At 62.4% G+C, this 20,055-nt stretch carries 20 protein-coding genes; 12 read left to right on the top strand and 8 right to left on the bottom strand.

Annotated elements, in window-relative coordinates; translation table 11 throughout:
- Positions 1-34 precede the first annotated feature (34 nt).
- The 6 genes from BLT66_RS19845 to trpE all read right to left on the bottom strand — a co-directional run bounded on the left by BLT66_RS19845 (position 35) and on the right by trpE (position 5,889).
- Positions 35-1,606, bottom strand: a complete 1,572-nt coding sequence (locus tag BLT66_RS19845) for a methyl-accepting chemotaxis protein (RefSeq protein ID WP_092760353.1) — start codon at positions 1,604-1,606, stop codon at positions 35-37.
- Between the two features lie 168 nt (positions 1,607-1,774).
- Positions 1,775-2,794 carry an anthranilate phosphoribosyltransferase gene (gene trpD, locus BLT66_RS19850; protein WP_092760355.1) on the bottom strand — a complete coding sequence of 340 codons (1,020 nt, stop codon included), beginning with the start codon at positions 2,792-2,794 and terminating at the stop codon, positions 1,775-1,777.
- Positions 2,795-2,808: 14 nt separating this feature from the next.
- The gene (locus BLT66_RS19855) at positions 2,809-3,486 is read right to left on the bottom strand and encodes a LysE family translocator (RefSeq protein WP_092760357.1); all 678 of its coding nucleotides are present in this window, start codon (positions 3,484-3,486) and stop codon (positions 2,809-2,811) included.
- A complete protein-coding gene (locus tag BLT66_RS19860; RefSeq protein WP_092760359.1) occupies positions 3,483-4,058 on the bottom strand; it encodes an aminodeoxychorismate/anthranilate synthase component II in 576 nt (191 codons plus the stop codon). Before BLT66_RS19860 ends, BLT66_RS19855 begins: the two co-directional genes overlap by 4 nt.
- Complete coding sequence (locus tag BLT66_RS19865; RefSeq protein ID WP_092760361.1) at positions 4,055-4,390, bottom strand: chorismate mutase; 336 nt, start codon at positions 4,388-4,390, stop codon at positions 4,055-4,057. Before BLT66_RS19865 ends, BLT66_RS19860 begins: the two co-directional genes overlap by 4 nt.
- Positions 4,387-5,889 (bottom strand): anthranilate synthase component I, encoded by a 1,503-nt coding sequence (gene trpE / locus BLT66_RS19870; protein WP_092760363.1) that lies wholly within the window; start codon positions 5,887-5,889, stop codon positions 4,387-4,389. Before trpE ends, BLT66_RS19865 begins: the two co-directional genes overlap by 4 nt.
- Before the next feature lie 355 nt (positions 5,890-6,244).
- Between trpE and BLT66_RS19875 the strand changes: the two genes are divergently transcribed.
- The gene (locus BLT66_RS19875) at positions 6,245-6,829 is read left to right on the top strand and encodes a chalcone isomerase family protein (RefSeq protein WP_092760365.1); all 585 of its coding nucleotides are present in this window, start codon (positions 6,245-6,247) and stop codon (positions 6,827-6,829) included.
- A gap of 153 nt (positions 6,830-6,982) precedes the next feature.
- On the top strand, positions 6,983-7,939 hold the full coding sequence (locus tag BLT66_RS19880; RefSeq protein ID WP_092760367.1) for a chemotaxis protein: 957 nt from the start codon (positions 6,983-6,985) through the stop codon (positions 7,937-7,939).
- A gap of 27 nt (positions 7,940-7,966) precedes the next feature.
- Here BLT66_RS19880 and BLT66_RS19885 read toward each other — a convergent pair whose 3' ends face one another.
- A complete protein-coding gene (locus BLT66_RS19885; RefSeq protein ID WP_092760697.1) occupies positions 7,967-8,386 on the bottom strand; it encodes a hypothetical protein in 420 nt (139 codons plus the stop codon).
- Positions 8,387-8,412: 26 nt separating this feature from the next.
- Positions 8,413-8,823, bottom strand: a complete 411-nt coding sequence (locus BLT66_RS19890; protein WP_092760369.1) for an acyl-CoA thioesterase — start codon at positions 8,821-8,823, stop codon at positions 8,413-8,415.
- Positions 8,824-8,897: 74 nt separating this feature from the next.
- On the opposite strand from BLT66_RS19890, the gene BLT66_RS19895 reads away from it, so the two are divergent.
- The 10 genes from BLT66_RS19895 to BLT66_RS19940 all read left to right on the top strand — a co-directional run bounded on the left by BLT66_RS19895 (position 8,898) and on the right by BLT66_RS19940 (position 20,004).
- A complete protein-coding gene (locus BLT66_RS19895) occupies positions 8,898-10,751 on the top strand; it encodes an ABCB family ABC transporter ATP-binding protein/permease (protein WP_092760371.1) in 1,854 nt (617 codons plus the stop codon).
- Between the two features lie 113 nt (positions 10,752-10,864).
- Positions 10,865-11,806: a 2-hydroxyacid dehydrogenase gene (locus BLT66_RS19900; protein ID WP_092760373.1), complete on the top strand. Its 942-nt coding sequence runs from the start codon at positions 10,865-10,867 to the stop codon at positions 11,804-11,806.
- A gap of 21 nt (positions 11,807-11,827) precedes the next feature.
- Entirely contained in the window at positions 11,828-12,760 is a 933-nt protein-coding gene (locus BLT66_RS19905; protein ID WP_092760375.1) for a LysR substrate-binding domain-containing protein, read from the top strand.
- Between the two features lie 156 nt (positions 12,761-12,916).
- Positions 12,917-14,335 (top strand): aspartate ammonia-lyase, encoded by a 1,419-nt coding sequence (locus tag BLT66_RS19910; protein ID WP_092760377.1) that lies wholly within the window; start codon positions 12,917-12,919, stop codon positions 14,333-14,335.
- 109 nt (positions 14,336-14,444) lie between these two features.
- A complete protein-coding gene (locus tag BLT66_RS19915) occupies positions 14,445-15,740 on the top strand; it encodes a dicarboxylate/amino acid:cation symporter (RefSeq protein ID WP_092760379.1) in 1,296 nt (431 codons plus the stop codon).
- A gap of 11 nt (positions 15,741-15,751) precedes the next feature.
- A complete protein-coding gene (locus tag BLT66_RS19920; protein ID WP_092760381.1) occupies positions 15,752-16,645 on the top strand; it encodes an amino acid ABC transporter substrate-binding protein in 894 nt (297 codons plus the stop codon).
- A 187-nt stretch (positions 16,646-16,832) separates the two neighbouring features.
- Positions 16,833-17,732 (top strand): amino acid ABC transporter substrate-binding protein, encoded by a 900-nt coding sequence (locus tag BLT66_RS19925; protein ID WP_092760383.1) that lies wholly within the window; start codon positions 16,833-16,835, stop codon positions 17,730-17,732.
- 126 nt (positions 17,733-17,858) lie between these two features.
- The gene (locus tag BLT66_RS19930; RefSeq protein ID WP_092760385.1) at positions 17,859-18,575 is read left to right on the top strand and encodes an amino acid ABC transporter permease; all 717 of its coding nucleotides are present in this window, start codon (positions 17,859-17,861) and stop codon (positions 18,573-18,575) included.
- Position 18,576: 1 nt separating this feature from the next.
- Entirely contained in the window at positions 18,577-19,245 is a 669-nt protein-coding gene (locus BLT66_RS19935) for an amino acid ABC transporter permease (protein ID WP_092760387.1), read from the top strand.
- 21 nt (positions 19,246-19,266) lie between these two features.
- Positions 19,267-20,004 (top strand): amino acid ABC transporter ATP-binding protein, encoded by a 738-nt coding sequence (locus BLT66_RS19940; RefSeq protein WP_092760389.1) that lies wholly within the window; start codon positions 19,267-19,269, stop codon positions 20,002-20,004.
- The last annotated feature ends 51 nt before the right edge of the window (positions 20,005-20,055 follow it).

Raw genomic sequence — 20,055 nt, forward strand, 5'->3', positions numbered from 1 at the left:
GGAATTCTAGGGGCCGGGCCGTGGCCCCCGGGACTCAGCGCAGCAAGCGGGTGGCAGGCACGCCGCCCGTCAGGCGGAACACCGAGACCGCCTGCACCAATTGCTCGGCCTGGTTCTGCAGGCTGCCGGCCGCGGCGGCCGATTCTTCGACCAGCGCGGCGTTCTGCTGGGTGGCCTGGTCCATTTGGGTGACGGCCTCGCCGACCTGGGCGACACCCTGGCTTTGCTCGGTGCTGGCGGCGCTGATCTCGCCCATGATGTCGGTGACGCGGCGGATCGAGTTGACCACTTCGGTCATCGTGGTGCCGGCCTGGTCGACCAGGCTGCTGCCTTGGTCGACTTGGCTCACGCTGTTGTCGATCAGGGTCTTGATCTCTTTGGCGGCAGCGGCGCTGCGCTGCGCCAGGCTGCGCACTTCGCTGGCCACCACCGCAAAACCGCGGCCTTGCTCGCCGGCCCGCGCGGCTTCGACCGCGGCGTTCAAGGCCAGGATATTCGTCTGGAAGGCGATGCCGTCGATCACGCTGATGATGTCGGCGATTTTCTTGCTGCTGTCGTTGATGCCCTTCATGGTCTCGACCACGCGGCTGACCACGTCGCCGCCCTGCAAGGCCACGGTGGACGCGCTCATTGCCAGCTGGTTGGCTTGGCGCGCGTTGTCGGCGTTCTGCCGCACGGTGGAGCTGAGTTGTTCCATCGAGGCAGCGGTCTGCTGCAGCGCGCTGGCCTGGCTTTCGGTACGCGCGCTCAGGTCGTTATTGCCCTGCGAGATCTGGGCGCTGGCCGAGGCCACGCCTTCGGCATTGCCGCGCACGCCCGAGACCACGCGCGACAGGTTGTTCTGCATGTCCTTCAGCGCATGCAGCAGCTCGGCGGCTTCGTCCTTGCCTTCGATGTGTACGTTCTCGGTCAGGTCACCGTCGGCAATCAGGCGCGCGCTGGTCGATGCCTGCTGGATCGGGTTGACGATGGAGCGCGACAGGACGAAGGCAAAGTAGGCACCCAGCAACATCGAGGCCACGCCGCCGATGATGAGGATGGTCTGGCCCTGGGCGGCGTTCTGCTCGGCCTTCAACATGGCGGCGTCGTACAGGCCTTGCTGGCGGGCTTCCAGTTTGGAGATGGCGTTGATGTAGTTCAGGGCCAGGGGCTGCAGGTCTTTTTCCAGGGCTTCCATCACGCCTTCGCCGTCCAGCTTGCGCTTGAGCAGCTGGGCGCGCGGCGTGCGGTAGGCCTCGCGGGCCGCGTCGATGTCGGCGATCAGCCGCTTGCCTTCGTCGGACTGCACCAGCTCCAGCAGCCGCTTGCGCGAGGCCAGGGTGACTTCCGAGGTCTTGTCCATCTCGGCCTGCCAGCCGGGGATGCGGCTGGTGTCGGCATCTTGCATGCTGGCGCGGGTGCGCACCCAGTTCAGGTCGATGGTCTGGCGCCATTGCACGGCCAGCTTGAGCTTCTCGTTCTCAGTGGTGCCCAGGGTGCGGGTGGTTTGCGCCAGCTCTTGCAGGCGCCAGACGCCCACGCCGGCGCTGGTGGCCAGGATGAGCAGAATCACCCCAAAAGCAAGCATCAGGCGCTGGCCAATGCGGAGGTTGCGGATCGCGTTCATTTAGGGGTCTTTCGGGTCGGTTCATGGCAGGTCGCCCCGCTCCCGTGCGAAAAACGCGAGACGCATAGGCGACAGTGGTGCCAGATGGTAACCGAATGTTTCCGAAATGAGCCTCTGGGCCTCGCTCCCCACGCCGAGGCCTGGCCGCACCTGCCGCGGCCGCGGGTATCAGCCCGCCGTAGCCGCCACCAGGGCCTGCAATTTGGCCTTGGCTGCTCCGGATTCGATAGCTTTGCGTGCAATCTCCAGGCCGGCTGGCAGCGAATCGGCCACATTGGCGGCGTACAGGCTGGCGCCGGCGTTGAGGATCACGATGTCGCGCGCCGCGCCGTGGTCGTTGTCCAGCACGCCCATCAGCATGGCGCGCGACTGCTCGGGGGTGTCGACCCGCAGCGCGCGGTGGCTGGCCATGGTCATGCCGAAGTCTTCGGGGTGGATTTCGTATTCGCGGATCTCGCCGTTCTTCAGCTCGCCGACCAGGGTGGCGGCGCCCAGGCTGACTTCGTCCATGCCGTCTTTGCCGTAGACCACCAGCGCATGCTCGGCGCCCAGGCGCTGCAGTGCGCGGATCTGGATGCCCACCAGGTCCTGGTGGAACACGCCCATCAGGATGTTCGGCGCGTCGGCCGGATTGGTCAGCGGGCCGAGGATGTTGAACAGGGTGCGCACGCCCAGCTCCTTGCGCACCGGCGCCACGTTCTTCATCGCCGGGTGGTGGTTCGGGGCAAACATGAAGCCGATGCCGACCTCGGCGATGCACTGGGCGATGCGCTCGGGCGGCAGGTTGATGTTCACGCCCAGCTGCTCCAGCACATCGGCGCTGCCGCTGGTGCTGCTGACGCTGCGCCCACCGTGTTTGCTGACCTTGGCGCCGCCGGCTGCGGCCACGAACATGCTGCACGTAGAGATGTTGAAGGTGTGCGAGCCGTCGCCGCCGGTGCCGACGATGTCGACCAAGTGGGTGGGGTCGGCCACATGGACCTTGGTGGAGAACTCGCGCATCACCTGGGCGGCGGCGGTGATCTCGCCTATGGTTTCCTTCTTCACGCGCAGGCCGGTGATCAGCGCCGCCATCATCACCGGTGACATCTCGCCGTTCATGATCAGGCGCATCAGGTGCAGCATCTCGTCGTGGAAGATTTCGCGGTGTTCGATGGTGCGCTGCAGGGCTTCTTGGGGGGTGATCATGGAGAGGCTCCGGTTCAATTGCTAGGGGTGCTGGACAGCGCCAGCTTCAGGCCAAAGCCGACAAACAGTGCGCCGGCGCCGAGTTCCAGCCAGTGCATGCCGCGCCGCACCGCGCCCATGCGGCGAGCCGCCCAGGCGGCCAGCAAGGCATAGCCGAGGTTGATCGGCACGGCGTTCAGGTTGAACAGCAGGCCGAGCAGCACGAAGGACAGCGTGGGGTGCGTGCTGCCCGGGGTGATGAACTGCGGCAGAAAGGCCAGAAAGAACAGCGCCACCTTGGGGTTCAGCGCATTGGTCCAGAAGCCTTGCAGAAATACCTTCTTCAAGCTTTTTGTGCTGCTGGCGCTGGTGGAATCTGCGGAGGCAGCTATCGAATCAGTAGCGTCCACGGGTTTCGGCGCACGCAGCATTTGCACGCCAACCCACACCAAGTAGGCCGCGCCGACCCACTTCAACACCGTGAAGGCGGTGGCAGATGCCGTGATCAGCGCGCTGATGCCGACCGCGGCCGCGAATATGTGGACGAAGCAGCCGGCGGTGATGCCCAGCGCCGCCACCACACCGGCCCGCCAACCGCCGCGCAGGCCGTTGCTGAGGATGTAGAACACGTCCGGGCCGGGCGTCAGGTTCAGCAGCCAGCCGGCCGCGATGAACAGCGGCAGGTGGACGATGCCCAGCGCGTCCAGGCTCATCGTGCCCCCTGGTCCAGGAAGTTCTTCAGCATCGCATGGCCGTGCTCGGTGAGGATGGACTCGGGGTGGAACTGCACGCCCTCGATCGCCAGACTCTTGTGGCGCACGCCCATGATCTCGCCGTCTTCGGTCCAGGCTGTGATTTCCAAGTCGGCTGGGCAACTGCTGCGCTCAATCGACAGCGAGTGGTAGCGGTTCACGGTGAACTGCTCCGGCAGGCCGGCGAACACGCCTTGCTGGGTAGTGGTGATGATGCTGGTCTTGCCGTGCATCAGCTGCTGCGCCCGGATGATGGTTCCGCCAAAGGCCGCGCCGATCGCCTGGTGGCCCAGGCAGACGCCGAGTATCGGCAGCTTGTCGGCGAAATGCTGGATCGCCGCCACCGAGATGCCTGCCTCTTTCGGCGAACACGGGCCGGGGGAGATCACCAGCCGGTCGGGGTTGCGGGCGGTGATTTGCTCCAGCGTGATTTCGTCGTTGCGCACTACCTCTACATCCGCGCCCAGTTCACCGAAGTACTGGACGATGTTGTAGGTAAAGCTGTCGTAGTTGTCGATCATCAGCAGTTTCATGCGGATACTCCTGCTTGGTTTTGTGCTGCGTGGATTTTGTCAAACGTGCGTTGCTCATAGACGATGGATGCATCGATCATGGCGCGGTAGGTGGCTTCCAGAATCTCTGGAGGCGCACCCAGGCGGGCGGCCTGGGCTTTGACGCGAGCCACGATGAACTCGACCCGCTCCAGGTCGACGATCTGGTCGGCGCGCTGCTTGATGCGCGCGGCCTGGGTCATGTAGTCGCTGCGCTCGGCCACCAGGGCGACGATGCACTCGTCCAGCGCGTCGATGTGCTGGCGCACCTCGGCCATGGTGGTGCAGTGCTGGGCTTTGGGGATGGTGCTCATTCCAGGCCTTCCTCTACCAATTCGCTGGCGCGCAGCAGGGCGCGGGCCTTGGCCTCGGTTTCTTTCCATTCCAGCTCGGGCACCGAGTCGGCAACCACGCCGGCCGCGGCCTGCACGAACAGGGTCTGGTTCTTGATGATGCCGGTGCGGATGGTGATGGCCACGTCCATGTCACCGGCGTAGCTGATGTAGCCGCAGGCACCGCCGTACAAGCCGCGCTTGTTCGGCTCCAGCTGGTCGATCAGTTCCATGGCATGCACCTTGGGCGCGCCGGTCAGGGTGCCGGCGGGGAAGGTGGCCTTGAGCACATCGATGGCGCTCATGCCGTCGAGCAAAGTGCCTTCCACATTGCTGACGATGTGCATGACGTGGCTGTAGCGTTCCACCGCAAAGGCTTCGGTGACCTTGACGCTGCCGATCTTGGCGATGCGGCCGATGTCGTTACGCGCCAGGTCGATCAGCATCACGTGTTCGGCACGTTCCTTGGGGTCGGCGATGAGTTCGGCTTCGGCAGCTTTGTCGGCCTCGGGCGAAGATCCGCGCGGGCGGGTGCCGGCCAGCGGGCGGATGGTGACTTTTTGCTCGCCGCCGGGCATGGATTCCTGGCGCACCAGGATTTCCGGCGAGGCCGCGACCACGTGGAAGTCGCCCATGTTGTAGAAGAACATGTAGGGCGAGGGGTTCAGCGCCCGCAGCGCGCGGTACAGCGACAGCGGCGATTCGGTATAGCGCTTCTTGATGCGCTGGCCGATTTGCACCTGCATGAAGTCGCCACCGGCAATCAGCTCCTTGGCGCGCTCCACGGCGGCGATGTAGTCGGCCTTGGCGAATTCACGCTCGGTGGGGTGGCTTTGCGTCGGTTTGACGATGGGTGCGCTGACCGAATATTTGAGCTGCTCTTTCAACTCACGCAGGCGCTTCTTGGCGCTGGCGTAAGCCTCGGGCTGACTCGGGTCGGCGTAGACGATCAGGTACAGCTTGCCCGACAGGTTGTCGATCACCGCCAGCTCTTCGCACTGCAGCAGCATGATGTCGGGGCAGCCCAGGGTGTCGGGCGGGCAGCTGGCTTCGAGCTTTTTCTCGATGTAGCGTACCGCGTCGTAGCCAAAGTAGCCGGCCAGGCCGCCGCAGAAGCGTGGCAGGCCGGGGCGCAGCGCCACTTTGAAGCGCTTCTGGTAGGTTTCGATGAAGTCCAGCGGGTTGCCCTGGTGGGCTTCGACGACAACGCCGTCGCGCACCACTTCGGTCTTGGCCTCAGCGCCGAAGCCACTGGCACGCAGAAAGCTGCGCGCGGGCAGGCCAATGAAGCTGTAGCGGCCAAAGCGCTCGCCGCCGACCACCGATTCCAGCAGAAAGCTATAGGCGCCGCCGTTGCGGCTATGCGCCAGTTTGAGGTAGAGCGAGAGCGGGGTTTCCAGGTCGGCGAAGGCTTCCAGCATCAAGGGGATGCGGTTGTACCCGTCCTGGGCCAGGCTTTTGAATTCGAGTTCGGTAATCACGGAGTTGCCTTTTAAGAGAGCCTAGGCCGCTGGGGCCAGGCGACAGCACGGAGTGCTGTGTGTCCAATTCAACCAATTGCCTCGGGTACGAGGCGCGGGGGGCACGGCCGTGCCGTGCGATCAGGTGCGCGCAGATGTTGGCTTGCGCCAGGACCAGGCTCCCTGGCATGGGCAGCCTGCAATGATCGTGCGTGAGGTGGACATGGCTAAAGTGTAGCAAACCCAAAGCGGGGTTCCTGCCGGTCAGGCCTGGGGGTTCAGGGTATCTACCAGGGGATTCTGGGGTAAATCGCCACACGAACGGTGAAAATGCAGGCCTCGGTGCAAATGCCCGCTCAGTACAAGATTGGTCTGCATGAAATCTCGCTTTGTTTGTTCAGCCGCGCTGGCGGGCCTGCTGGCCCTGGCGCTTCCGGCCCCCGCCGTGACGGTGGCGGGCGTGCCCTACGCCGACAGCGTGGAGCAGGGCGGCACGACGCTGCTTCTGAATGGCGCGGGGGTGCGCTACAAGGCGGTGTTCAAGGTCTATAGCGCGGGCCTGTACCTGGGTAAAAAGGCCAGTACCCCGGACGAGGTGATGGCCGCGCCTGGCCCCAAGCGCATCAGCATCCACATGCTGCGCGAGATCGACGCCAACGAGCTGGGCAAGCTGTTCACCCGTGGGGTGGAGGACAACACCGGCCGGGCCGAGCTGTCCAAGCTGGTGCCCAGCCTGTTCCGCATGGGCCAGGTGTTTGCCGAGCAGAAGAAGCTGGTGCCTGGCGACAACTTTGTGCTGGAGTGGACGCCCGGCGTGGGCACGGTGCTGTTGGTCAAGGGCAAGCAGCAGGGCGAGCCCTTTCCCGAAGCCGAGTTTTTCAACGCTTTGTTGCGCATCTGGCTCGGGCCCAGCCCGGCGGACTTCAAGCTCAAGGATGCGTTGCTGGGCAAGCCGGGCTGAGCGCCGTGCCAGCCCGCCGCATCTTGAAGGCATGAATCATGCTGTTACATTTTTCTGCACCGGACTGGGCCGTTTTGGGCGCCAGATGGCAGGTGTTAAAACTTGTAAAAAATTTAAATCCAGTTCTAATGGCACGCATCTAAGGGGAAAACCATGGCCACAGTCCAGCAAGAGGTAGACGAACGCACCAATCTCACCAGCAGCAACAAGTTTGAGCTGTTGCTGTTCCGATTGGGTGAGGCTGCCCATTCCGCCCAGCGCGAGCTGTTTGGCATCAATGTGTTCAAGGTGCGCGAAATCATGGTCATGCCGACCATTACCGCCGTGGCGGGATCCACCAAGCACATGCTGGGTATGACCAATATCCGCGGCCAGGTGATCCCGGTGATCGACCTGGCGGGCGCCGTGGGCTGCCTGCCGAAGAACGGCCTGAACATCCTGATGGTGACCGAATACGCGCGCTCGACCCAGGCATTCGCGGTCGAAGAAGTGGACCAGATCGTGCGCCTGGATTGGAGCCAGGTGCTGTCGGCCGAGTCGAACACCGCCGGCGGCATGATCACCAGCATCGCTCGCCTGGACGGCGATGTGGACAACACCCGTCTCGCCCAGGTGCTGGACGTGGAGCAGATTTTGCGCAATGTGATGCCGCCTACTGCGCCCGACGTAGACCCTAACGTGCTGGGCCCGACGATCAAGTTGCGCCCCGGTGCCGTGGTGCTGGCGGCGGATGACTCGGCCTTGGCGCGCACCCTGGTCGAACAGGCCCTGGTTGCGATTGGCGTGCCCTTCGTCATGTGCAAGACCGGCAAGGAAGCCTGGGACCGCTTGCAAGCCATGTCCGACGCGGCTGTGGCCGAAGGCAAGTCGATTGAAGACAAGGTGGCGCTGATGCTGACCGATCTGGAAATGCCAGAGATGGACGGCTTCACCTTGACGCGCAAGATCAAGCAGGACAACCGCTTCAAGTCCTTGCCCGTCATCATCCACTCGTCCTTGTCTGGCTCGGCCAACGAAGTGCATGTGAAGAGCGTGGGCGCCGACGCCTATGTGGGCAAGTTTGTGCCCGAAGAGCTGGCAGCCACCATCCGCCGGGTGCTGTCCAAGTAGTCTTCCGACTGCGGTAGCGTGGCGGGCTCAGGTGCCCACGTAGGACACCAGCTCCGCCAGCACCAGCAAGGCATACGGAAAAGCCACCGTGGGCCGCAGCGCATGGGCTGCGTACTCGGCCAGCAGGCCCAGGCCGCCCTTGCGCGTGGCCAGCCACTCGGTATGCAGCTGGCAGGCGTTGCTGGCTGGCGCGCCCCGTTGCAGCATGGCTTCCACCCGCAAGATCCGCTCACCCAGGCGCGCCTGGTAGGTGCGGTAAATGCTCTCTTGCACCCATAGCAGAAGCGCAATGCCCCCACTCAGCTGGTCGGGTATGGCCAGCACATAGCCGCAGACACACAGAACGATAGCCGCCAGTTTCAGCAGCAGGGCGTTGCGTTCGTGCTGCTCGTAGTTGTTTTGCAGGGTGGTCCATTCCTGGCTGAACGCGGAGCTGGGGTTTTGCATGGGCATGGGTGTGGAATAGAGCGGATTCAGGCCTGTACGGGCAGCGGGCGGGGCTCACCCTGGTCGGTGATGGCCACATAGGTCAGCGAGGCTTCGGTCACCTTGATGTACTTGCCCTGGGTGCTCAGGCGCTCGGCATACACCTCGACCCGCACGGTGACCGAGGTCCGGCCCAGGCGCGTCGGCGCGGCCAGGAACGTCAGCACATCGCCCAGGCGTACCGGCTGCTTGAAGACAAATTCCTTCACCGCCACGGTGGCAATGCGCCCCTGGGCGATGCGCGACGGAATCACCGAACCGGCCAGATCGACCTGCGCCATCACCCAGCCGCCAAAGATGTCGCCACTGGAATTGCAGTTGGCCGGCATGGGGATGACCTTGAGTACCAACTCCATGTCGGAGGGTAACTCCACCGAGGCGATTGAATTTGTGGGCATAGGGGACAATCTGTTGGATATAAAAAATATGGCCCGGGCATTGTGCAAGCCATGTAACCACGAGATTGTCCCCCATGCGCCGCTATGGCGAAACCGCTCCTCCCGCTGCCATGCCGGCGCTGGCTAACGCCGCGCCGCCTTCGTCCGACTGGCGCACCCTGCGCCGGCTGTTCCCATATCTGTGGGAGTACAAGTGGCGGGTGATCGCCGCGCTGACTTTCATGGTTGGCGCCAAGGCGGCCAGCGTCAGCGTGCCCCTGCTCCTCAAGCAGCTGGTCGACGCCATGAGCCCCACCGCCGGCAAGCTCACGGGGGACGCACTGGGCGGCGTCCCCGCGCTGATCGTGGTGCCGGTGGCGCTGCTGGTGGGCTACGGCCTGTTGCGCCTGTCGACCTCGCTGTTCACCGAGCTGCGCGAGCTGGTGTTCGCCAAGGCCACGGCGGGTGCCTCGCGGCGCATTTCGCTGGAGGTGTTCCAGCATCTGCACGCCCTGAGCCTGCGCTTCCATCTGGAGCGCCAGACCGGCGGCATGACCCGCGACATCGAGCGCGGCACGCGGGCGGTGAACTCGCTGATCTCGTATTCGCTGTACAGCATCGTGCCGACCTTGATCGAGGTCGGCTTTGTGCTGACCTTGCTGGCCGTCAAGTTCGACGTGTGGTTCGCCTGGATCACCTTGATAGCGCTGGTGGCCTACATCGCTTTTACCGTCACCGTGACCGAGTGGCGCACCCAGTTCCGCAAGCAGATGAACGAGCTGGACTCGCATGCGCAGAGCCGCGCCATCGATTCGTTGTTGAACTTCGAGACCGTCAAATACTTCAACAACGAAGCCTTTGAAGCTAAGCGCTACGACGAAAACCTGGAGCGCTACCGCCGCGCCTCGGTCAAAAGTCAGACCACGCTCAGCCTGCTGAACACCGGCCAGCAGCTGATCATCGCCTGCAGCCTGGTCGCCATGCTGTGGCGCGCCACCCAGGGCGTGGTTGATGGCCGCATGACCCTGGGCGACCTGGTGATGGTCAACGCTTTCATGATCCAGCTGTATATCCCGCTGGGCTTTCTGGGCGTGATCTACCGCGAGATCAAGCAAAGCCTGACCGATCTGGAAAAGATGTTCGCGCTGCTGGAAAAAGAGCGCGAAATCGCCGATGCGCCCGGCGCCCAGCCCTTGCAACTGGAACCCGGCGATGGCCATGCCGATGTGCGCTTCGACCATGTGTTCTTTGCCTACGACCCGGCGCGGCCCATCCTGCAGGACATCAGTCTGCACATCCCCGCCGGCAAGACGGTGGCCGTGGTCGGCCCCTCGGGCTCGGGCAAGTCGACGCTGGCGCGGCTGCTGTTCCGCTTCTACGACGCGCAGCAGGGCGAGATCCTGATCGCCGGGCAGAACATCCAGACCGTGACCCAGGCCAGCGTGCGCCAGGCCATCGGCATCGTGCCGCAGGACACGGTGCTGTTCAACGACACGGTGGAATACAACATCGCCTACGGCCAGCCGGGCGCCAGCCGCGAACAGGTGGAAGCCGCGGCCCGCGCGGCACGCATCCACGGCTTCATCAGCGCCACGCCCAAGGGCTACGACACCATGGTCGGCGAGCGCGGACTCAAGCTGTCGGGCGGCGAGAAGCAGCGCGTGGCCATCGCCCGCACCCTGCTGAAGAACCCGCCCATCCTGATCTTTGACGAAGCCACCTCGGCGCTGGATTCGGCCAACGAGCGCGCCATCCAGGCCGAGCTGCAGACCGCGGCGCGCAACAAGACCACGCTGGTGATCGCGCACCGCCTGTCCACCGTGGTCGATGCGCACGAGATCCTGGTGATGGACGCCGGCAGGATTCTGGAGCGCGGCACCCACGCCCAGCTGCTGGTGGCGAATGGTCGCTATGCGGCGATGTGGGCTTTGCAGCAGAGTTCTGAATAGCGACGGTGTCTAGATCGAATTTTTAAATGAAATAGGCTTTCAGCGCTTATTCTGCCTGCGCTTAAAGCTATTTATTTGATAGTATTTCATCTTACTTTTTGCGAGCTTTGCCCATGCATCCCCTACGCCCCCGAGTCCTTGTGCTGACCTACATGGCCGACCACCACCAGGCGATGCTCACGCCGTTCTTCGACCTGGTGTACGCGCCATCGGCCGAGCTGCGGGCTCGCCATGTGCAGCAGGACGGCGCGCATATCCACGCCGTGCTGACCATCGGCAGCGTGGGCCTCACGGCGGCCGAGATGGACGCCATGCCGCTGCTGGAAATCGTCTGCGCGCTGGGCGTGGGCTATGAAAATATCGACATCGCCCATGCGCGATCGCGCGGCCTGGTGCTGGCGAATGGCGCGGGTACCAACGACGACTGCGTGGCCGACCATGCGTTTGCGCTGCTGCTGGGCGTGGTGCGCAATGTGCCGCAGCTCGACCAGCAGTGCCGCCAGGGCGTGTGGCGCGATGCGCTGCCGTTGCCGGCCAGCGTCTCCAAGCGGCGCCTGGGCATCGTCGGCCTGGGCGGCATCGGCCACAAGGTGGCGCACCGGGCACTGGGTTTTGGCATGCAGATCGGCTACCACGGCCGCCAGCGCCAGGAGAACGTGGCCTATGCCTACTTTGCCGATGTACTGTCGCTGGCCGCCTGGGCCGACTTTCTGGTGGTGGCCACGCCCGGCGGGCCGGCAACGCGCCATCTGGTCGGTGCCGAGGTGTTGACGGCCCTGGGCCCGCAGGGCTATGTGGTGAACGTGTCGCGCGGCAGCGTGATGGATACCGCGGCGCTGGCCGACGCCTTGCGCAGCGGCCGCCTGGCCGGTGCCGGCCTGGATGTGTACGAGAGCGAGCCCCAGCCGCCGGCCGAGCTGCTGGGCCTGCGCAATGTGGTGCTGACACCGCATGTGGGCGGTTGGTCGCCACAGGCGATTGAGGCATCGGTGCAGCGCTTCGTCGACAACAGCACACGGCATTTTGCGGGCCAACCCGTAGTTTCCCCTATCTAGCCCGCGTCCATAATCCGCCCCATGGAAACCAAATGGCTTGAAGATTTCGTCAGCTTGGCTGAGACCCGCAGCTTCAGCCGCTCGGCCCAGCTGCGGCATGTGACCCAGCCCGCGTTCTCGCGACGCATCCAGGCCCTGGAGGGCTGGGCCGGCACCGACCTGGTAGACCGCAGCTCGTATCCCACGCGGCTGACGCCGGCCGGTGAAACCCTGTACGCCCAGTCGCTGGAGATGCTGCAGGCACTGCAAAGCACGCGCGCCATGCTGCGCGGCCACCATTCGGCGGGGCAGGACGTGATCGAGTTCGCGGTGCCGCACACCTTGGCGTTCACCTTTTTTCCGGCCTGGGTTTCGCTGCTGCGCGAGAAGTTTGGCCCCATCAAAAGCCGGCTGATCGCGTTGAACGTGCACGACGCGGTGATGCGCCTGGTCGAGGGCAGCTGCGACCTGCTGATCGCCTACCACCACAGCGCCCAGCCGTTTCAGCTGGGCACCGACCGCTACGAGATGGTCAGCCTCGGTCAGGAGGTGATCGCGCCCTACGTCAAGGCCGATGCCGACGGCGCGCCGCTGTTCCAGCTGCCGGGCAAGCCGGGGCAACTGCTGCCGTATCTGGGTTATGCGCCGGGGGCTTACCTGGGGCAAACCGTGGACATGATCCTCAAGCAATCGGCCACCGCCATCCACCTGGACCGCGTGTACGAGACCGACATGGCCGAAGGCCTGAAGGCCATGGCGCTCGAAGGCCATGGCATTGCCTTTCTGCCTTACAGCGCCGTCAAGAAAGAGCTGCGTGCGCGCAAGCTGGTCAGTGCCGCGCCACCCGGTTTGACCGGGCTGGAGATGACCATGGACGTGCGCGCCTACCGCGAAAAGCCCACCGGCCCGTCAGCGGCCAAGGGAACAGCCCAGGCTTTGTGGACGTACTTGGCAGCACAGAAAACGGGCAAATAGAGGCCGTTTTGGTGCGGTAGGCGATACGGCTTGGTGCATGCGTTTGGCCCGTGTCAAATCTATGACACTTATGCATAACGCACCCTGTAAACAGCATTGGTGTTTGGGGAAACGGACATTTACAGTTCGCCACCTCCTCAACTGCCATGGGTTTTTATGTCTACCAATTTCCGCGTCGAGCACGACTTTTTGGGTGAAAAACAGATCCCGGCAGATGCGTACTGGGGTGTGCATTCGGCGCGTGCGGTAGAGAACTTCCCGATCTCCGGCACCCGCATCTCGGCGATGCCGGATCTGATCACCGCCTTGGCCTTTGTAAAGCAGGCCGCCGCCCGCACCAACATGGAATTGGGTGTGCTGGACGCCAAGCTGGCCGATGCCATCGTGCTGGCCTGCAAGGACCTGGTGGCTGGCGCATTGAACGCCGAGTTCGTGGTGGACGTGATCCAGGGCGGCGCAGGCACGTCGACGAACATGAATGCCAACGAGGTGATTGCCAACCTGGCGCTGGAAAAGCTGGGCTTGGAAAAAGGCCGCTACGACGTGCTGCACCCCAACGACCACGTGAACGCCTCGCAGAGCACCAACGACGTCTATCCCACGGCAGTGCGCATCGCGCTGTGGCTGGGCATCGAGCGCCTGCTGGCGTCGATGGCTTTTCTGCGCACCGGCTTCGAAGCCAAGGCGCTGGAGTTCAAAGACATCCTCAAAATCGGGCGCACCCAGCTGCAGGACGCTGTGCCGATGACCCTGGGCCAGGAGTTCCTGACCTACGCCATCATGATCGGCGAAGACGAGGCCCGGCTGCGCGAGGCCCGCGCGCTGATCCAGGAAATCAACCTCGGTGCCACCGCCATCGGCACCGGCATCAACGCCCCCGGCGGCTATTCGGACCGGGCCTGCCAGCTGCTGGCCGAGATCAGCGGCGTGCCGGTCGAAAAAGCCAGCAACCTGATCGAAGCCACGCAGGACACCGGCGCATTCGTCCAGCTGTCTGGCGTGCTCAAGCGCGTGGCCTGCAAGCTCAGCAAGATCTGCAACGACCTGCGCCTGCTCTCCAGCGGCCCACAGGCCGGCTTTGGCGACATCCGCCTGCCGGCGCGCCAGGCCGGCTCGAGCATCATGCCGGGCAAGGTGAACCCGGTGATTCCCGAGGTGATGAACCAGGTGGCATTCGAAGTCATAGGCAATGACATGACGGTGACCATGGCCTCCGAGGCCGGCCAACTGCAGCTGAATGCGTTTGAACCCATCATGGGCTGGAGCCTGTTCAAGAGCATCGAGCATCTGAGCCAGGCCTGCCGCACCTTGCAGACCAATTGCGTGGCCGGTATCGAGCCGAACCGCGAGTTGCTGGCCAAGCGCGTACGCGAATCGGTGACGCTGGTCACCGCGCTGAACCCTTTGATCGGTTACGAAAAATCTGCGCTGATCGCCAAGACGGCAATGAAGACGGGCGCGCCGATTGGCGAGGTGGCCGAGTCGCTGGGCATCATGTCCCGCAGTGAACTCGAGGCCTTGCTGGTGCCGGAAAAACTGACCCAGCCCATCGCCTTGGTGCGTGGCGGTCTATAAAAATAATTGGATATCTGGCGAAGAACACACACATCCACCTTCCAGATCTCGCTGGTGTGCATGTGTCTTGTTCTCGACTTTTGGATTTGAATGGGTTGAGAGGACGACAATGAAAAAGAAATTTCCCGCAGCAGTCACCATCCTGCTGGCCATGGTGCTGGGCATTCTTCTGGGCTACATGGTGTTTACCAGCTTTCCGGACAAGAAATCGGCTGCCGAGATCGCAGGCTACATCTCCATCGTGTCGGACATTTTTTTGCGGCTGATCAAGATGCTGATCGCGCCACTGGTGTTCTCCACGCTGGTGATGGGCATCGCGCACATGGGTGACGCGTCTTCGGTCGGGCGGGTCTTCGGCAAGGCGCTGGGCTGGTTCTTCACTGCTTCGCTGATCTCGCTGGTGCTGGGTTTGATTATGGCGAACCTGCTGGAACCGGGCAAGAACCTGGGCCTGCCGCTGCCCGACATCGGTGCGTCTGCCGGCTTGGCAACCTCCAAATTCACGCTGAAAGATTTCGTCAATCACCTGGTGCCGAAGTCGTTCGCCGAAGCCATGGCGAACAACGAGATCCTGCAGATCGTGGTGTTCTCGATGTTCTTTGGCGTCGCCATGGCGGCCTTGGGCGACAAGGCCAAGGTGCTGTTGGCGGCCATCGAGGAACTGTCGCACGTCATGCTGAAGATCACCGGCTACGTGATGAAACTGGCTCCGCTGGCCGTCCTGGCTGCGATGGCTGCTACAGTTTCTGTGAACGGACTGGAGATTTTGCTGAAGTTCGCGGTATTCATGGGCGACTTTTATCTGGGCCTGTTCCTGCTGTGGGGCGTGCTGATTTTTGCCGGCTTCCTGTTCCTGGGTCCCCGGGTGTTCAAGCTGTTGGTGCTGATCAAGGAGGCCTTTCTGCTGTCGTTTGCGACGGCCAGCTCGGAGGCCGCGTACCCGAAGATTTTGGACGCGCTGGACCGGTTTGGCGTAAAGCGCAAGATCTCCAGCTTCGTGATGCCCATGGGCTACTCGTTCAATCTGGACGGCTCGATGATGTACTGCACCTTCGCCACGCTGTTCATCGCCCAGGCCTACGGCATCCATCTGCCGCTGTCGACACAGATCACCATGCTGCTGATCCTGATGATGACCTCCAAGGGCATGGCGGGTGTGCCACGCGCCTCGCTGGTGGTGATTGCCGCCACCCTGAACCAGTTCAATATTCCCGAGGCCGGCTTGCTGCTGATCCTGGGCGTGGACACCTTTCTGGACATGGGCCGCTCTGCCACCAACGCGGTGGGCAACTCCATCGCCACGGCCGTGGTTGCCAAATGGGAAGGCGAGCTGCTTCCTGAAGCCGATGCCGAGCAGAATGCCCGCGTGATGGATGCGGCTCGGCCGAGTCCGGCGCAGGCTTGAGGCTGCACGCCATGCAATCCGTATGGACCAAGCCGCTGGCAGCCGGGCTGCTGGCATGTCTGCTGGCCGGCCTGGCCCAGGCGCAGGTGCTGACCGGCACCCTGAAGAAGGCGCTGGACGCCGGTACCGTCACCTTGGGCTACCGAGAGTCGTCGATTCCGTTCTCTTATTTGTCGGCACGCGGCGAGCCCATAGGGTATGCGGTGGACATCTGCCGGGCGCTGGTCGATGCGATGGGCGAGGAGATGGGGCGCGAGCTGCTGATCAAATGGCAGCCGGTGACGTCCGAGTCGCGCATCCACGCCGTCGTGTCCGGCCAGGTGGATATGGAGTGCGGCTCCACCACCAGCAATCTGGAGCGGCAAAAGCTGGTGGCGTTCTCGCCCACCACTTTTGTCTCCGGCACCAAACTGATGGTGAGGAAGGGTTCGGTGGTCCGGTCGTTCCGCGATCTGGTGGGCAAGCGTGTGGTGGTCACCGCGGGTACCACCAACGAGAAGGCCATGCGCGAGCTGTCCGAGAAGTTCAAACTGAATCTCGATCTGCTGGTGTCGCGCGACCATGCCGAGTCGTTTGCGCTGCTGGCGGCCGACAAGGCCGATGCATTTGCCACCGACGATGTCTTGCTCTATGGCTTGCTGGCGCAAAACAAGGGCCAGGCCGACTATGCGGTGGTGGGTGACTTTTTGTCCTACGACCCCTACGCCATCATGTACCGCAAGGGCGATGCGCAGTTGGCTGCGTTGGTTAACAAGACATTTGGCAGCCTGGCGGAAGAGGGTGATCTGGAGCGGCTGTATAAACGCTGGTTTTTGCGCCGACTGCCTTCGGGCGTCAGCATCAATCTACCGATGAGTCCGCAGTTGGCGACGATTATTCAAACCATGGGGGTAAAGCCAGAGTAAGCCATGGTGGTTGTCGGGCAAGGGCCCGGCACTTTGGAGGGCAGGCATAAAGTCTGCATAGTGGGTGTGATTCGGAATTTTTCGATCTTGTTGAACGCACCAATATCGGGCACAAGGGTTATCCCGCGCGCCGGAGTCTTTAAAATTTGCGTTGTGTAGTTCTTATCTTTTACCTTGGAGCTTTTTCATGAAGAAACATTTGTTGGCTTTTGCTGTTGCTGCTTTGGCCGCTGGGGGCGCGATGGCACAAGCCACCGATACGATTGCCAAGGTCAAGGCTGCCGGCTTCATCACCATGGGCGTGCGTGATTCTTCGGGCGCTTTGTCCTTCACCCTGGGTGATGGCAAGTACACCGGTTTCCATTACGACGTGTGCCAGAACATCATCGCTAACCTGGACAAAGCCGTCGGCAAAAAGCTGGAAATCAAATACCAGCCCGTGACCTCGCAGAACCGCATTCCTTTGGTGCAGAACGGTACCGTCGATATTGAATGCGGCTCCACCACCAACAGCGCCGTGCGCCAAAAAGACGTGGCTTTTGCCTACACCGTCTACGTGGAAGAAGTGCGCATTGCCGTCAAGGCCAACTCCGGCATCAATTCGATTGCCCAGCTGAACGGCAAGAACGTGGCAACTACCACGGGTACCACCTCGGTGCAGCTGCTGCGCAAGAACGAGCGTGCCACCGGCGTCGACTTCAAGGAAGTCTTTGGCAAGGACCACGCAGACAGCTTCCTGCTGCTGGAATCCGGCCGTGCCGATGCGTTTGTGATGGATGGGCAAATTCTGGCTGGCAATATCGCGACCGCCAAGAACCCTGCCGACTTCAAAATCGTGGGCGAAGTGCTGAGCGTGGAACCCATCGCCATCATGTTCCGCAAGGACGACCCCGCTTTCAAGAAGCTGGCCGACGACACGATCACCGCCATGGTGAAGAGCGGCGAAATGGCCAAGCTGTACGACAAGTGGTTCATGCAGCCGATTCCTCCCAAGAACACCAAGGTCGGCCTGCCTGCTAGCGAAGCCACCAAGGCAGCCTGGGCAAATCTGAACGACAAGCCCGTGGAAGAATATTTGAAGAAGTAAGCACTGCAGATAGGATGCTCGCAACCCCGTCCCCCTTTTGCAGGGACGGGGTTTTTGTTTCAAGCTAGAAACATCGGCGCAGCATCGTTGTAGACGGTGGGTGGCACATTTCTGGAGGAGGGCTATATGGATTGGCAAGTATTTTTGAATGACGACGGCAGTGGGCGCACCTATCTGCAGTGGATGATGGAGGCGTGGCGCTGGACGCTGGCTGTGGCCGGTAGCTCCTGGGTCGTCGCCATGGTGGTGGGCGCTCTGATGGGGACCTTGCGGACCCTGCCTAACAGCCCCTGGCTGGTGCGCTTTGCCAATGCCTGGGTAGAGTTGTTTCGCAACATACCGCTGCTGGTACAGATTTTTCTCTGGTACTTCGTGCTGCCCAAGATTTTTCCGGCGATGCAACAGATTCCCGGCTTTGCGCTGGTGGTGATGGCCCTGGGCTTCTTCACCTCCGCCCGTATCGCCGAACAGGTGCGCGCCGGTATCCAGGCCTTACCCAAAGGCCAGCGCTACGCAGGTATGGCGATGGGTTTCACCACTCCGCAAACCTACCGTTATGTGATTTTGCCGATGGCCTTCCGCATCATCTTCCCACCGCTGACCAGCGAGTCGATGAATCTGCTGAAGAACTCGTCGGTGGCATTTGCTGTGTCTATCTCCGAGCTGACCATGTTCGCCATGCAAGCCCAGGAAGAAACCTCGCGCGGCGTCGAGGTCTATCTGGCAGTCACCCTCCTGTACGCGGTCTCGGCCTTTTCCGTGAATCGCGTGATGGCCTTTGTTGAGAAAAAAATGCAGATCCCCGGCTTCATTGTCGCGGGTGGCGTAGGCGGGGGGCATTGATATGGGTGGACTAGACCTTTCCTTCTTCAACTGGGAAATCATCCGCAAGTTCGTGCAGACGGGTTTCCTCTTCAGCCTGGAGCTGACCCTGATCGCGACCGTCGGTGGGATTCTGTTCGGCACCGTGCTGGCGCTGATGCGCCTGTCCGGCAAGAAGATACTGATGTACCCCGCGACCTTCTACGTCAACGGCATGCGTTCGATTCCGCTGGTGATGGTGATTCTGTGGTTCTTCTTGCTGATGCCTACCCTCATCGGCCGGCCCATTGGTGCCGAGCTGTCGGCCACTATTACCTTCATCGCATTCGAGGCCGCGTACTTCAGCGAGATCATGCGCGCCGGTATCCAGTCGATCCCGCGTGGCCAGGTGCATGCGGGCCAGGCCGTTGGCATGACCTATGCGCAGAACATGAAGCTGGTGATCTTGCCGCAGGCTTTCCGCAACATGCTGCCGGTGCTGCTGACGCAGACCATCATCTTGTTCCAGGACACCTCGCTGGTTTATGCCATCGGTGCCTACGACTTGCTCAAAGGCTTTACCACCGCCGGCAAGATCTATGGCCGTCCGGAAGAAGCCTACCTGCTGGCCGCCGTGGTGTACTTCATCATGTGCTTTGGCCTGTCCTACATCGTCAAGAAGCTGCAACTCAAAATCGCCATCATCCGTTGATGCAGACCCGTGGAGTAAAACATGATTGAAATTAAGAACGTTTCCAAATGGTATGGCCCTGTACAGGTGCTGAATAACTGCAACGTCAGCATCAAAAAGGGCGACGTGGTGGTGGTGTGCGGTCCGTCGGGTTCGGGCAAATCGACCCTGATCAAGACTGTCAACGCACTCGAGCCGTTCCAGAAGGGCGAGATCTTCGTCGACGGTATCGCCCTGCACGACCCCAAGACCGACCTGCCCAAGCTGCGCAGCCGCGTCGGCATGGTGTTCCAGCATTTCGAGCTGTTCCCGCATCTGTCGGTGACCGAGAACCTGACCCTGGCCCAGATCAAGGTGTTGGGCCGTACGCCCGACGACGCCAAGGTGCGTGGCCTGAAGATGCTGGACCGCGTGGGCCTGATGGCGCACAAGGACAAGTTCCCCGGCCAGCTGTCCGGTGGCCAGCAGCAGCGCGTGGCGATTGCCCGTGCGCTGAGCATGGACCCGATGGTCATGCTGTTCGACGAACCCACCTCGGCGCTTGACCCCGAAATGGTCGGCGAAGTGCTGGACGTGATGGTGACCCTGGCCAAGGAAGGCATGACCATGATGTGCGTGACCCACGAAATGGGTTTTGCACGCAAGGTGGCCAGCCGCGTGATCTTTATCGACGTGGGCGGCAAGATCCTGGAAGACTGCTCGAAAGACGAGTTCTTCAGCCACCCGGAAAACCGCCAGCCGCGCACCAAGGACTTCCTGAACAAGATCCTGGCGCACTGATACTGCCCACCTCTAAAAAATCCTCCTTCACCGGAGGATTTTTTTTGCCCA

This window comes from Rhodoferax sp. OV413, from assembly GCF_900104385.1.
In the GTDB taxonomy this organism is placed as follows: domain Bacteria; phylum Pseudomonadota; class Gammaproteobacteria; order Burkholderiales; family Burkholderiaceae_C; genus Rhodoferax_B.

Excerpts from the sequence above, each read along its gene's own strand:
- BLT66_RS19845 (WP_092760353.1), bottom strand. The coding sequence starts at position 1,606 with ATGAACGCGATCCGCAACCTCCGCATTGGCCAGCGCCTGATGCTTGCT.
- trpD (WP_092760355.1), bottom strand. The coding sequence starts at position 2,794 with ATGATCACCCCCCAAGAAGCCCTGCAGCGCACCATCGAACACCGCGAA.
- BLT66_RS19855 (WP_092760357.1), bottom strand. The coding sequence starts at position 3,486 with ATGAGCCTGGACGCGCTGGGCATCGTCCACCTGCCGCTGTTCATCGCG.
- BLT66_RS19860 (WP_092760359.1), bottom strand. The coding sequence starts at position 4,058 with ATGAAACTGCTGATGATCGACAACTACGACAGCTTTACCTACAACATC.
- BLT66_RS19865 (WP_092760361.1), bottom strand. The coding sequence starts at position 4,390 with ATGAGCACCATCCCCAAAGCCCAGCACTGCACCACCATGGCCGAGGTG.
- BLT66_RS19875 (WP_092760365.1), top strand. The coding sequence starts at position 6,245 with ATGAAATCTCGCTTTGTTTGTTCAGCCGCGCTGGCGGGCCTGCTGGCC.
- BLT66_RS19880 (WP_092760367.1), top strand. The coding sequence starts at position 6,983 with ATGGCCACAGTCCAGCAAGAGGTAGACGAACGCACCAATCTCACCAGC.
- BLT66_RS19885 (WP_092760697.1), bottom strand. The coding sequence starts at position 8,386 with ATGCAAAACCCCAGCTCCGCGTTCAGCCAGGAATGGACCACCCTGCAA.
- BLT66_RS19890 (WP_092760369.1), bottom strand. The coding sequence starts at position 8,823 with ATGCCCACAAATTCAATCGCCTCGGTGGAGTTACCCTCCGACATGGAG.
- BLT66_RS19895 (WP_092760371.1), top strand. The coding sequence starts at position 8,898 with ATGCGCCGCTATGGCGAAACCGCTCCTCCCGCTGCCATGCCGGCGCTG.
- BLT66_RS19900 (WP_092760373.1), top strand. The coding sequence starts at position 10,865 with ATGCATCCCCTACGCCCCCGAGTCCTTGTGCTGACCTACATGGCCGAC.
- BLT66_RS19905 (WP_092760375.1), top strand. The coding sequence starts at position 11,828 with ATGGAAACCAAATGGCTTGAAGATTTCGTCAGCTTGGCTGAGACCCGC.
- BLT66_RS19910 (WP_092760377.1), top strand. The coding sequence starts at position 12,917 with ATGTCTACCAATTTCCGCGTCGAGCACGACTTTTTGGGTGAAAAACAG.
- BLT66_RS19915 (WP_092760379.1), top strand. The coding sequence starts at position 14,445 with ATGAAAAAGAAATTTCCCGCAGCAGTCACCATCCTGCTGGCCATGGTG.
- BLT66_RS19920 (WP_092760381.1), top strand. The coding sequence starts at position 15,752 with ATGCAATCCGTATGGACCAAGCCGCTGGCAGCCGGGCTGCTGGCATGT.
- BLT66_RS19925 (WP_092760383.1), top strand. The coding sequence starts at position 16,833 with ATGAAGAAACATTTGTTGGCTTTTGCTGTTGCTGCTTTGGCCGCTGGG.
- BLT66_RS19930 (WP_092760385.1), top strand. The coding sequence starts at position 17,859 with ATGGATTGGCAAGTATTTTTGAATGACGACGGCAGTGGGCGCACCTAT.
- BLT66_RS19935 (WP_092760387.1), top strand. The coding sequence starts at position 18,577 with ATGGGTGGACTAGACCTTTCCTTCTTCAACTGGGAAATCATCCGCAAG.
- BLT66_RS19940 (WP_092760389.1), top strand. The coding sequence starts at position 19,267 with ATGATTGAAATTAAGAACGTTTCCAAATGGTATGGCCCTGTACAGGTG.